General features: G+C 63.1%; 6 protein-coding genes and 1 tRNA gene. 4 read left to right on the forward strand and 3 right to left on the reverse strand.

Annotated elements, in window-relative coordinates; genetic code table 11:
* Nucleotides 1–160 precede the first annotated feature (160 nt).
* Both J8C06_RS10430 and J8C06_RS10435 read left to right on the forward strand, forming a co-directional pair.
* Nucleotides 161–3,541 (forward strand): two-component regulator propeller domain-containing protein, encoded by a 3,381-nt coding sequence (locus tag J8C06_RS10430; RefSeq protein WP_211428632.1) that lies wholly within the window; start codon nt 161–163, stop codon nt 3,539–3,541.
* A complete protein-coding gene (locus J8C06_RS10435; protein ID WP_211428633.1) occupies nt 3,525–7,001 on the forward strand; it encodes a two-component regulator propeller domain-containing protein in 3,477 nt (1,158 codons plus the stop codon). Before J8C06_RS10430 ends, J8C06_RS10435 begins: the two co-directional genes overlap by 17 nt.
* A gap of 21 nt (nt 7,002–7,022) precedes the next feature.
* On the opposite strand, the gene J8C06_RS10440 is transcribed toward J8C06_RS10435, so the two are convergent.
* Nucleotides 7,023–7,562: a prephenate dehydratase domain-containing protein gene (locus J8C06_RS10440; RefSeq protein WP_211428634.1), complete on the reverse strand. Its 540-nt coding sequence runs from the start codon at nt 7,560–7,562 to the stop codon at nt 7,023–7,025.
* Nucleotides 7,563–7,638: 76 nt separating this feature from the next.
* On the opposite strand from J8C06_RS10440, the gene sixA reads away from it, so the two are divergent.
* Nucleotides 7,639–8,151, forward strand: a complete 513-nt coding sequence (gene sixA, locus J8C06_RS10445; RefSeq protein WP_211428635.1) for a phosphohistidine phosphatase SixA — start codon at nt 7,639–7,641, stop codon at nt 8,149–8,151.
* Here sixA and J8C06_RS10450 read toward each other — a convergent pair.
* Both J8C06_RS10450 and J8C06_RS10455 read right to left on the reverse strand, forming a co-directional pair.
* Entirely contained in the window at nt 8,148–9,110 is a 963-nt protein-coding gene (locus J8C06_RS10450) for an ABC transporter ATP-binding protein (RefSeq protein ID WP_211428636.1), read from the reverse strand. The two genes, sixA and J8C06_RS10450, sit on opposite strands and share 4 nt — an antisense overlap.
* Nucleotides 9,111–9,142: 32 nt before the next feature.
* Nucleotides 9,143–9,219: transfer RNA gene (locus J8C06_RS10455), tRNA-Glu, on the reverse strand.
* Nucleotides 9,220–9,392: 173 nt separating this feature from the next.
* Between J8C06_RS10455 and smc the strand changes: the two genes are divergently transcribed.
* Complete coding sequence (gene smc / locus J8C06_RS10460) at nt 9,393–13,202, forward strand: chromosome segregation protein SMC (protein ID WP_211428637.1); 3,810 nt, start codon at nt 9,393–9,395, stop codon at nt 13,200–13,202.
* Nucleotides 13,203–13,338 lie beyond the last annotated feature (136 nt).

The raw sequence follows: 13,338 nt of genomic DNA on the forward strand, positions 1-13,338 counted from the left end.
TTGCCGTACGACTGGTCTGCTTTTATCTTCGCCACACTTGTGCAGGACAAAGCAGCTAAATTGATGCCTGTCCGCCAGACAAACCCGCTCTTTCCCTGACCTTGGTCTCATGCACTTGGCTTGTAGGCAGATAATCCGACGCAGCGTTATCCTCATCACGTTGTGGTTAGCGGCGTCCGTAGGCGTGCCGGGGGCAGTCGGCGGGGTTCCCCCGGCGGCCGTGTTTGAGCGTCTCACCCAGGAACACGGGCTTTCCAACAATGCGGTTCACTGCATTCTGCAAGACCGGCGTGGCTTTCTCTGGATTGGAACTGAAGACGGACTGAACCGCTACGATGGCTTCAGCTTCAAAGTCTATCGGTATCAGGATAACAACCCCCGCTCGCTCCCCGGAAACCTCATCATGACACTGTATGAAGACCGGGAGGGCAACCTGTGGGTTGGCACCGCCAAATCTGGATTCTGCCGATACGATCCCCAAACGGATAGCTTCGTTACCGACAAGCAACTCATCCGTGACGGGCAGTCCACCATAGGCAGTCGTATGGCCTGGCGGTTTTACGAAGACCGGGCTGGCACGCTCTGGTTATGCACGGACGACGGCTTGTTCCGCTTTGACCACCGGCGTGGTGACTTCACACTGCACAACGTCCCACACCGTGATCGGCTCATCGCCTCAGTCTATGAGGATGACTTGGGGCAGTTTTGGGTGGCGAGTGTCTCCGGGCTGTGGCTTTTTGACCGGACGACCGGCCAGTTCTCACAAGTCATCACGTCGCCGGCTGTGCGGCGAGAAAATCAGTTGTTGATGATTTCAGCCCACGTCCTTGGGCAAACGAAGCAAGGACATCTCTGTGTTGGATTTGGCCGCGTTGGTTTTTTCTGCATCGAGCCACGGTCACACCGGGTCGTCGCAGGCTATGACTGGCAGGGAAACGCACTCAGTAGCGTGCCAACGGCGGTAAACGACGAGGACCTATATTACGTCGATCCCCTGTGGCTTGACGCCGACGACAATCTCTGGGGAGCGCAACGCCCGGTCGGGCTGATTCGCTTGAACCTCTCCAGCCGGCAGGTCCAGGTCATCGTTCCCGACCCCAAGCTTCCGGGGGAACGTCCGGCGCGCCGAGTCCTCGCCCTGTTTCAAGACCGGTCAGGGGTGCTGTGGATTGGGGATGGCGTGGCCGGGGTGACAAAATTTTCTCCGACCCAGAACCGCTTTGAACGCTATCGCCACCTTGGACTCGATCAAACATCTCTGTCTGACAGCTACATTCGTGGCATCGCCGAAAGCCGTTCTGGCCGTATCTGGGTCTGTACCCAGTTCGGCGGCTTCAATGCGCTTGACCGCGCGTCTGGGCAGGTGGTGCGCTATCCGGCGCGGCCCGGCGCTCGAAACGCCCTTCAGTCGAACATAACATTTGCCGTTCATGAGGACCGACAAGGCGAGGTATGGATTGGCACGGACTTGGGATTGCAGCGGTTTCGTCCTCAAACGGGTCAGTTTCAGTCATTCCCACAGTTATCCGGCAAGGCAAGGGTGCATGCCATCTACGAAGACACACGCCGCGCGCTGTGGGTCAGCTTTGGCAATGGCTTTTACGAAATCTCCCCAGACCGCATGCGCTGCCGGGACCATACCGCCGGCATCACCCCCACCGGCAAGCCGTGGGACGTTGATGTGCAGTGCATTTACGAGGATCGCCGTGACCAGCACCTCTGGTTTGGGTTGGCAGGACGGTGTGTGCGCTACGACCCGGTTCGGCAGACCTACCGCGAATATGTGATAGAAGCGCGTCCAGAATACAGTGCCGCTTATGTCACCAGCTTCGCCGAAGGCTCCGACGGAACGCTATGGATGACAACCAAAGGGGCTGGCCTGTGCCGCTTCGACCCACAACGTGAAACCTTTACCCACCTTTTGGAACAAGATGGGCTGCCGCACAACAACTGCTATGCCATGTTCCCCGATGCCAACGGCCGCTTCTGGCTCAGCAGCGACGCCGGCATTGCTCGCTTCGACCCGACGACCCGCGCCTTCCGCACCTACACCACCGCCGATGGCTTGCAGGGCCGTGAGTTCAACCGCTTCTCGGCCTTCCAAAACTCCCGCGGCGAAATCTTCTTTGGGGGGACGCAGGGCCTCAACATCTTTGACCCGGCCAAACTGACCGACAATCCAACCCCGCCGCCGGTGGCGTTGACCGAGCTGAAAATCAACGGGCAGACGCGGCTTGCGCCCGAAGGCAGCCAGCTCGTGGTTGATTACCGGGAGCGGGCGGTGGAGGTCGGCTTTGTCGCCCTGGATTTCCACGCGCCGGCGGACAACCGGTATCGCTACTGGCTGGAAGGGTTTGACCGTGGCTGGCGGGAGGCGGGGGCGCGGCGGGAAGCCAGCTACACGAACCTGCCGCCGGGGGCGTATCGGTTTTGGGTGATGGCGGCCAATCACGATGGGGTGTGGAGTTCGGGCAAGGTGCTGTTTCAGCTCGAGATTCGTCCGCCGTGGTGGCAGACGTGGCCGGCGTATGTGGGGTTCGCGCTGACCGGTGGGTTGTTGCTGTACGGGGGCGTCCGACTGCGATTGCGGCAGTTGGTGGCGCGCAACCGAAATCTGGAACTCAAGATTGCCGAGCGGACGCAAGAGGTGACACGCAAGAACGAAGAGCTTGCCGCGCGGAATCTGGAAATCGAGTCTCGGAATTCGGAGATTGCCGCGCGGAATCTAGAAATTGAAGATCAGCGGCGTGGACTTCTGGAGAGCCTGACCTATGCGCGGACAATCCAGCAAGCGATGTTGCCCACGGTGGATGCGCTGAACGCAGCGCTTCGGGAAAGCTTCGTGCTGTGGAAACCCAAGGACATCGTGTCGGGGGACTTTTACTGGTTTCACCAGCAGCGAGGGCGCGTCGTTCTGGTGGTGGCCGATTGCACCGGGCATGGCGTGCCGGGCGCGTTGATGTCTATGATTGGCAATGATCTGCTCGGGCAGATCGTCGTAGAACATGAGGTATATCAGCCGGCGCGGATTCTTGAAGCCCTGCACAATGGGGTGCGGCGCGTGTTGAAGCAAGATGGAGAAACACCGCTACCGGATGGGATGGACGCGGCCGTGTGCACCTTTGACCAGCAGGAACGGATGGCGACGTTTGCCGGAGCGCGGCAGTCGCTCTATCTGGTGGACGATGGCGTGCTGACCGAGATCAAGGGCAACCGCCATGCCATTGGCGGCAGTGGGCGCGAGCGGCGACCACGGGTGTTTACCAACCACACGGTGATGGTGTCGCCAGGCGCGATGCTGTATTTCACCACGGATGGCTTTGCGGATCAGCCAAGTGAGCGTGGGAAAAAGTTTGGAACGCGGCGCTTGCAAGCGCTGTTGGCTGAGGTGGCCGGGCTGTCACTGGCGCAACAGCGGGTCCGGTTGGAAGCCGAGTTGCTGGCGCACATGGGCGATGAACCCCAGCGCGATGACATCACGATTGTTGGCGTGCAGTGGCAGCCCCAGACAAAGGCCAACACCAATGGTTACAGAGCATGAATCACCAAGCGCCATCCTGCCTGTAGCGACGGGCTATGTCCCGCGGCGGCCGGTTATGTGGCCGGTGGTTCGGCTCATCGGAATACTGCTCTGGCTGTTTGGTGCTGCCCAGGCTGAAGTACGCTCCACATCCAGCTTTGAGTACCTCACCCAGGAAAACGGACTTTCCAACAATGCCGTTCACTGCATCTTGCAAGACCGACGCGGCTTTCTCTGGATTGGAACCGAGGACGGGCTGAATCGCTACGATGGCTTTACGTTCAAGGTCTATCGCAACCAAGCGGGCAACCCCGGCTCACTGCCCGGAAACTTTGTGCGCAGCCTTTATGAAAGTCGAGATGGGACGCTCTGGTTTGGGTTCGGGCGGGCCGGCTTTTGCCGTTACGATGCAAAGACAGATACTTTTTTTCGGTACGAGGTCAAGTCGCCCCGTAGCGGCGTCCGCGCCAATACCTTTCAGTTCTATGAAGACCGTCAGGGCCGGTTCTGGGTTTGCACCGACCTTGGGCTGGTACGTGTGGACCGCCAGCGGGATGACTTCAGGCTGTATGACTTGACGGTGCAAGGGTTCACCGATAGCGGGGTACTTGACATTTGTGAAGACTCCACCGGCCAACTCTGGATCGGCGCCACGAATGGACTGCTGCGCTTTGATGCCGACTCGGAAAAAGCCCACCTCATCCTGCCACCCGGTCGCTACCGAACAAGCTCTGGCAGCACAGAACGGTTTGGCTGGAGAGCGCACGGCGTCACGCCAGAAGGCTGGCTCTGCCTCAGCTTTGGACGAGCCGGCATGGCGCTCTTTGACCCGGCGCGTGAACGGCTCATCGAGCAATTCGATTACACCGGAAAAAGGCTCGATGCCTTGCCGGCCGAGCTGCCGCGCGCGACCCCGGAAACCGTCATCTTGTCATGGGACGGACCATCCGTTTGGATGCGCTGCCCGGACGGAACATTACGCGAACTGAACCTGCAAAACGGAGTCGCGCGGATGATCCAGGCCGAACCCAAACGTCCCGACGGCCTTGGTGGACAAAACGTGGATTGCATGCTGCGTGACCGCTCCGGTGTCCTGTGGTTTGGGGATAGCGTGGCCGGACTCATCAAGTTTTCGCCAACCCGCAACCGCTTTGAGCGGCACCAGCACCGTCCGGCCGATGAGACCTCGCTTTCCAACAACTACGTTCGTGGAATTTGTGAGGATCGCCTGGGACGAGTGTGGGTCGCCACGCAGTTTGGTGGTCTCAACTGCCTCGACCGGCAGACCGGCCGCGCGACGCGGTACCGCGCGCGTCCGAACGATCCAACCGCGCTCCGCTCCGATCAAGTCTGGAGCGTGCTGGAAGATCGCCAGGGAACGCTCTGGGTCGGGACGCTCGACGGACTTCAAAGCCTTGACCCGGAGACGGGACGGTTTCATTCGCTTCCGGCTCTGCCTGACCGAATCCAGGTCAATCTGGTGTATGAGGACGCCCGTCAGCGCCTGTGGGTCGCCAGTCCGCAAGGCATCTATGAAATCTCACCAGACCGACGAAGCAGCTATAACCATGCGCCCAACCTGAATTTGGTCCAAGCGGCAGGGGTGAACCCACAAATACAACGGGGGCTAGGGGTGGATGTGCAAGCCCTGCATGTTTCGCCGCGTGATGGACACCTATGGATCGGGCTTCCCAATGGCGCCATCCGCTACGATCCAGACCAGAAAACCTATCGCGTCTATCGGGTTGACAGCCGGCCGGAGTACGGCGAGCCATACGTGACGCACTTTACCGAAGGGCGAGATGGAACATTGTGGATGGTGACGAAAGGGGCTGGCCTGTGCCGCTTCGACCCACAACGTGAAACCTTTACCCACCTTTTGGAACAAGACGGGCTGCCGCACAACAACTGCTATGCCATGTTCCCCGATGCCAACGGCCGCTTCTGGCTCAGTAGCGACGCCGGCATTGCTCGCTTCGACCCGACGACGCTCACCTTCCGCGCCTACACCACCGCCGATGGCTTGCAGGGCCGTGAGTTCAACCGCTTCTCGGCCTTCCAAAACTCCCGCGGCGAAATCTTCTTTGGGGGGACACAGGGCCTCAACATCTTTGACCCGGCCAAACTGACCGACAATCCAACCCCGCCGCCGGTGGCGTTGACCGAGCTGAAAATCAACGGGCAGACGCGGCTTGCGCCCGAAGGCAGCCAGCTCGTGGTTGATTACCGGGAGCGGGCGGTGGAGGTCGGCTTTGTCGCCCTGGATTTCCACGCGCCGGCGGACAACCGGTATCGCTACTGGCTGGAAGGGTTTGACCGTGGCTGGCGGGAGGCGGGGGCGCGGCGGGAAGCCAGCTACACGAACCTGCCGCCGGGGGCGTATCGGTTTTGGGTGATGGCGGCCAATCACGATGGGGTGTGGAGTCCGGGCAAGGTGCTGTTTCAGCTCGAGATTCGTCCGCCGTGGTGGCAGACGTGGCCGGTGTATGTGGGGTTCGCGCTGACCGGTGGGTTGTTGCTGTACGGGGGCGTCCGACTGCGATTGCGGCAGTTGGTGGTGCGCAACCGAAATCTGGAACTCAAGATTGCCGAGCGGACGGCCGAAATTACGCATAAAAACCAGGAACTCGAAGCTCGAAACCTGGAAATCGAAGCCCAGCGGCGTGACATGCTCGAAAGCCTGACCTACGCCCAAACCATTCAGCAGGCGATGCTTCCCACCCAGGAGACACTGACGGCTGCCCTAGGCGAGTGTTTTGTGCTGTGGAAACCCAAGGACATTGTGTCGGGAGACTTTTACTGGTTTCACCAGCAGCAGGGGCGCGTCGTTCTGGTGGTGGCCGATTGCACCGGGCATGGTGTGCCGGGCGCACTGATGTCCATGATCGGCAATGACCTGTTGGGGCAGATCGTCATCGAACGCCAGACCTACCAACCGGCGCAGATTCTCGAGGCGTTGCATCAGGGCATCCAGCGGGCGCTCAAGCAGGGTGAAAACGATCGGTTGCCGGATGGCATGGATGCCGCCGTGTGCAGCATTGACCAGACGACCCAAACGCTGACGTTCGCCGGAGCGCGGCGTCCGCTCTACTTGGTCGCGGACGGCGTGTTGACCGAAATCAAAGGCGACCGGCAGTCCCTGGGCGGCATCGGCCGTGAACAAGCGTCACGCCAGTTTACCAACCACCAAGTCGCCATTCTGCCCGACACCATGCTCTATCTCGCCACCGATGGCTTTGCCGACCAGCCCAACGAACGGGGAAAGAAGCTTGGGACGCGGCGGCTGCACGCGCTGTTGGTTGACGTGGCCGGGCTGCCACCGGCGCAGCAGCGGACTCGGTTGGAAGCCGAGTTGCTGGCGCACATGGGCGCAGAGTCCCAGCGCGATGACATCACGCTGGTTGGCGTCCGGTGGCGCCCGACGACGAATGGCGGGCTTGGGAATGGGAACCAATCACCTATCGCCCCCAACGGAACATGACCGGCCGGGCGCGTGGGTTGGTCAAGCGCGGAACAGCGCAAAGCAGGTCGCGTTGTCGGTACGGTCGGCAATGTTTTCAGCCACGATGTCGAGGTGGTAGTGCGCGGCCGCACGCCGTGAAGCAATCGCCAGCAAATTGTGCCTTCCGAGCGTCCGAACGAGTTTGGCGGCGCCGGCGGTGTCATACACTGCGGTTGGACGCAGGCGCGTTTGGCGTGCCAGGAATTGTGCGCACTGCCGGAGCGCCTGCCAGTGTGACAGCACATGGGTCGCTGCCGACAGAGAAGCTCCGGGCAACCCAAGCAAACAGTGCTCGATGGGCAACCAAAACGTCGTTTCAACGCTGAGTGGTTGCGTTCTCAACAGGGCTTGGGCTTCCGGCACGGGTCCGGCAATGACGTTCTCGATGGGCAGCACGCCTAGGTTTGCTTCGCGTTCGACCACGGCTGCGCAGACGCGCGCAAAGGTCGGACAGGGCACCGGAATGCCGAACCGCGCGGCAGCCATTTCACCGTAGGCTCCGTATTCGCCTTGAAAAGCAACGCGCAGCGGGGCGTCCATCTGAGATACACTTTCACGGATCACAATCAAGTCACGTCGGTGGCACAACAAACAGGATACGGTGAGGTTAGGCAAGGTGGAACTCTATCTGATGCGCCATGCCATTGCCCATGATTTGGGGGCCGACGGTTCGCGGACCGATGCGGAGCGCACCGTGACGGACGAGGGCCGCGCCAACACCCGCGCCGCGGCCCACGCCATGCGCCGGTTGGAACTCGACTTCGACACGGTCTGGACGAGTCCGCTGGTACGCGCGCGGCAAACCGCCGCCATCGTGGCAGAAGTCTTGAACAAAACACATGTGCTGCGCGAAGCCCCAGAACTCGCGTTGGGCGCGGGACCGGACCGGCTCATCCAGGCCCTGACGCGGCTGAACCGGCAAGCCAGTGCCCTGCTGGTTGGGCACGAGCCTGACCTCAGCCGCTTTGTCGCCTTTCTGGTCTGGGGCAGCCTCGACGCAGATCGGATTGCCTTCAAGAAAGGCGCGCTGTGTCGGCTGGATTGTCAGCTCGGCCTGCGCCCCGGCAAAGCCACCCTACGCTGGTTGCTGACGCCGAAGCAACTGCGATTGCTCGGCGGTCGGAGCTAACGGCGTACGCACCGCACAGCATGTCCCGGCGTATCACCGAAGGGCTTCAACGCAATGTCGCCCTGCCGGCAGCGCGGCTCGGCCTCTGGACAACGTGGCGCAAAGGCGCAGCCCGGCGGAAGGTCGGTGAGCTTCGGCACGACGCCTTCGATGGTCGGCAAACGGGCTTCGCGGCGTCCAAGGCGTGGGACGCTGGCCAAGAGTCCCTGCGTGTAGGGATGCTGTGGGCGCGCAAAGATCGTCTCGACCGGCGCGATTTCGACGATGCGTCCGGCGTACATCACAGCCGCCCAGTGCGCAACCTGCGCCACCACGCCCAAGTCATGCGTGATGAGCAAGACGCCCAAGTTGCGCTCCCGCTGCTGCGTGGCAATGAGTTCCAGAATCTGGGCCTGGATCGTCACATCGAGCGCCGTCGTGGGTTCATCGGCAATGAGCAACTGCGGATTGCAGCTCAGCGCCATGGCAATCATGACGCGCTGGCGCATGCCGCCCGACAGCTCGTGGGGATACTGCTTGGCGCGGCGGGCCGGGTCGGGAATGGCAACCGCAGCCAGCGCTTCGACGGCGTGTGCCCAGGCCTGGCGAGACGAAAGCCCCTTGTGCCACCGGAGCATTTCAGCAATTTGCTCACCCACCGTAAAAACTGGGTTGAGCGAGGTCATCGGGTCTTGAAAAATCATCGCCATCTGCGAGCCGCGCAGCGTGGCAAGTTCAGCCGCCGAGGCCGCCCGAAGGTCGCGGCCGGCGAAGTGAATCCGCCCGGCCACGATCTGCCCCGGCGGGGCGACCAGTCCCATGATCGAAAGCGCCGTCACGGACTTGCCCGACCCCGACTCGCCCACCAGCGCCAGGGTTTCACCTCGCTCGATGGTGAACGAGACATCGTCCACGGCCGGGACGACCCCCACGCGCGTCGGGAAGTGCGTCCGCAACCCTTCAACGACAAGCAATGCCATGAAAAAGCAGGAATCAAGAACCGGCGACGAGATGGTACCGCTAACGGGGCTCGAACCCGTACTCTCCGCCGTGAGAGGGCGGCGTGTTAACCGGTTACACCATAGCGGCCCGCATCTGCCAACTATACGCCAAGCGCCTGGCTTCGCCAAGGCTCAAGCGCAGCGCCACCAAACCCATGGATTGACAGCCTACCGGCGCAACCTTTAGTGTCTGTCATCGCTTGGAAGCGCATATCTTGCGCTTTACGGCGCGAATGCTCCACTTGCGCGCCCTGATTTGCCATGCTTCGCCTCGACAAGCTCGAACTTCGCGGTTTCAAAAGTTTCTGCGACACCACGCAGGTGATCTTCCATACCGGCGTTACGGCCATCGTCGGCCCGAATGGCTGCGGGAAAAGCAACATTGTGGATGCCATGACCTGGGTGCTCGGCGAGCAGTCGGCCAAGAACCTGCGCGGCGGCAAAATGGAAGACGTCATCTTCAACGGCACGCGCGACCGCAAGCCCCTTGGACTGGCCGAAGTATCGCTGACCTTCACGGTCGTTCAGGACATTGTCGAGGGGCGTGCGGCCGAACCCAATGCTGAAACCGATGACCCGACGGCCGCGCTGGTTGCCGCCAACGAAGCCGCCGAGGCAGCCGACGCGCTTACGGACATGCCACCGACAACCGATGCCGCGACGGCCGTGCCCCAGGCGCGGCGGCGTCCGCCCCGCCTACCCCGCCTGGTCGCCGGTGAAAAAATCACGATTGGGCGACGGCTTTACCGGAGCGGCGACAGCGATTACCTCATCAACGGTCGCATCTGCCGCCTGCGCGACATCCAGGACTTCTTTAGCGGCACGGGCCTTGGCCGCGCGCACTATGCCATCATCGAACAGGGACGCATCAGCCAGGTGCTTTCCTCAAAACCGCAGGATCGCCGCGCGATCATCGAGGAAGCGGCCGGCATCGGACGCTTCAAGGCCAAGCGCCACGAGGCCGAACTCAAGCTCGAAGCCACGCGGCACAATCTGGCGCGGCTCGATGACCTCATCGGCGAGATTGAGCGTTCGATTGGCAATCTCAGGCGTCAGGCTCAGAAGTCCCGCAAGTTCATCGCGTTGCGTGAGGAGCTGCGCGCCAGCCAACGCCGGTACGTCGCCCTGGTGCACGGACGCTTGCAGGCCAGCCAGGCCACGGTGGCTGAAACCCGCGCCAACCTCATCGGCGAACGGGACCGTTGCCAGGCTGAGCTGGACCGCCTGTCCGCGCAGGTGACGGCCGCCCGCGAGGCCGCCCGCCAGGCTGAAACCGAACTGGCGGAAGCCCACCAGGCGGCGGCCGCGGCCGAACGCGCACTGGACCAGGCGCAGCATGTCAAGGCCAACCTGGAAGCCGAGCGCGTCCGGCTCGCCACCCGGGACACGGAACTTGCCGCCGCGCTCGAACAATGTGCCCAGCGGCAGCAACACTTGGTGGAAGCTCGCGCGCAAGCGCAGGCCAGCGCGGACGGGCTGGCGGCCGCGTTGACGGCGCTCGAAGCCGAACTGTCCGCCGCCGATACGGCGCACCAGGCAGCCGCGGCGGCACTGCGCGACGCGGAAACTGCCCATGACCAGGCCCGCCAACAGCATTTGGACTGGCTGACCCGCGCCGAACGCCTCCGGCATCAGTCAGAACAGTTGGCCGACGCGGCAGCCCGGCTTGCGCGACAGCGGCAGTCGCTCGAACACGAACACCTCCGCGCCACCGAGCGCCTGGCCCAGGCAACGACGGAGTGCGCCGCCGCGACCGACCGCTTGACCGCCATCGAGCAGCAGCTTGTGGCCGTCAAATCCGATCTCGCGGCAGCTCAGACGGCGCTGACCGAAGCCCAGGCGGCTCGCCAAACACTCGCCGGACAGGTAGCCGAAGCGCAGCGGACACGGCAGCGTGCCGAAGACCGGCGCCAGTCGCTTGAGGACCTTGATCGCCAGCATGCCCACTATGCCGCCACGGTGCGAACCCTCCTCGACCGGGCAAAAGACATTCCGGGCTTCCAGCCGCTCGGCACGCTGGCGGATGCCCTGGCCGTTGCGGAAGGCTACGAAACACTCGTGGAACAAGTCTTGGGTGAGGCGCTGCAAGCCGTCATCGTCCCGACGGTGGCGGCCGCGCGTGCTGCGGCCGACTGGCTTGCGACGGCGCGGGTGGGACGCGCGACGCTTTTGGTGACCGGAATTCACGGCGGCGCGGACGGCACCGGCGGCGTGGCTCCCAAGCCTGAATCACCCGCGACGCGGCTCTGGGATGTGCTGGGCCTGCCGGAACATCTCGCGCCAACGTTCCGGCAAGCCTTTCCACACTTGGCCGATGCCCGCCTGGTGTCGTCGCTTGATGCGGCCCTGGAAGCCTCGGCCGCAGCGCCGGCAGTGTGCTTCATTACGCCGGCAGGCGACCAAGTGCTGGGCGGGGTGTGCCTTACGGCCGGGAGCGGCGAATCGAAGCGCATCTTGCAGGTCAAGCGCGACATCCGCGCGCTACGCGCCGAAGCGCAAGCCCTGGACAAGCGCATTGGCACGCTGACGAAGGAACTGGCGCGCCTTGACGCCCGGCAGGCGGCGGCCCAGGCACAGCGCGACGCGCTGGACGCCGAACTACGCCAGCTTGAAACGACCAGTGCCGCGCAGGCCGTCGAGGTCGCGCAGCGTCGCCGCGACGCCGAGCGCGCCACCCAGCATTTGGCCGTCATTGCCGCCGAGCAACGGCAACTCACCGTCGAAGTCGAACAGCTCGCCCCGCGCCGCGCTGCGGTGGAAACCGAGCTTGCCGAAGCCATCGCCCGGCGCGATGCCGCCGAACAAGCCACCCTGGCCGCCCAGCAGCGCCTGGCGCGGCTTCGCCCGGAAGTTGAAAACGCTGCCCGCCAGGTGGCTGAACTGCGCGCCCGTGCCGCCAGTACGCTCGAACGCCACCGGGCAGCCGAAGCTGAACTGCGCCGCCTCGAACGCGAATGGCGTGAGCTTGAGCAGACGCGCGCCCGGTTGACGCTCGAACGCGCCGACCTCCAAACGCGCAACGCCGATTGGGAGCAAGCGTACGCCGACAGCCAGACCCGGGAAGCGGAAGCAGCAGACGCCATCACGCGGATGCGCGGCCGGGTGGCCGAAGCCGAAACCAGGCTCGCCGACTGCCGTCAGACGCTGGACGACCTCGACCGGGCCCAACAGGCCGCTCAAGCCGTCGAGCGCGACCTGCGTGACCGTCTCGCGGCGGCCGAAGTCGAGGCCGCCAGGCTGGCTGCCGAGGTGGACTACCTGAGCCGTTACTGCCAGACGGAACTGGGCTGTCCGGTCGAAATGCTCCCGCCACCCGCTGCCGATGGTCCGCCCGAGGACACACTGGCGGAAACCATCGCCACCCTCAAGGAGGCTATTGCCGGCCTGGGTTCGATCAACATGCTGGCGTTGGAAGAGCTATCCGAAGCCGAAAGCCGGCACGAATTTCTGACCGCGCAACGGGCCGATGTCCTGGATTCACTTGCGGCCGCGGAGGAAACACTTCGGGAAATTCGCCAGCGCACGAAGCGTCGCTTCCGCGAGGCCTTTGACCGCATCAATGCCTACTTCGGCGAGGTTTTTCAGGAACTCTTCGGTGGCGGCCGGGGGGAAATGCTCCTTATCGAACCGGATGATCCGTTGGAGTCCGGGATTGACATCGTGGCGCAGCCGCCGGGCAAGCGGCTTCAGTCGGTGTTGCTGCTCTCGGGCGGCGAAAAGGCCATGGCGGCAATGGCGCTCATTCTGGCCATCTTTCGCTACCGACCGAGTCCGTTTTGTGTCCTGGACGAGGTGGATGCTCCACTCGATGAGGCCAACATTGACCGCTTCACCGAAAAGATTCGGGCGATGAGCGCGCAAACGCAGTTCCTCATCGTGACCCACAACAAGCGCACGATGGAAGCGGCCGATTCGATCTACGGTGTGACGATGCCGGAACCGGGTGTCTCGAAACTGCTCTCGGTTCGGTTTGACGACAAGCCTTCGGCAGCGCCAACGGCGACGGCTTCAGCGGATGCCGTCCCGGAAGCCGATGATTCGGCGTCCAACCTGCTGGGCGTCGTCGGCTGATGCCATCCATCCGCTTCGGCCATCGGTGTGGCGGGTAGGAGGTGACCTGCGCCGTTGTGACCATTGGTCGTCGGTCGGATGAGGTCGGTTTCGGGGTTGGTTTCAGCCGTGGCGGCCGCGGGTGTCGTGTCGTCGG

This window comes from Chloracidobacterium validum (assembly GCF_018304825.1).
Classification (GTDB): Bacteria; Acidobacteriota; Blastocatellia; order Chloracidobacteriales; family Chloracidobacteriaceae; genus Chloracidobacterium; species Chloracidobacterium validum.

What these genes read in the sequence shown, in the direction of transcription:
- J8C06_RS10440 (WP_211428634.1), bottom strand. Translation starts at nt 7,562, where the DNA reads ATGGACGCCCCGCTGCGCGTTGCTTTTCAAGGCGAATACGGAGCCTAC.
- smc (WP_211428637.1), top strand. Translation starts at nt 9,393, where the DNA reads ATGCTTCGCCTCGACAAGCTCGAACTTCGCGGTTTCAAAAGTTTCTGC.
- J8C06_RS10435 (WP_211428633.1), top strand. Translation starts at nt 3,525, where the DNA reads ATGGTTACAGAGCATGAATCACCAAGCGCCATCCTGCCTGTAGCGACG.
- J8C06_RS10450 (WP_211428636.1), bottom strand. Translation starts at nt 9,110, where the DNA reads ATGGCATTGCTTGTCGTTGAAGGGTTGCGGACGCACTTCCCGACGCGC.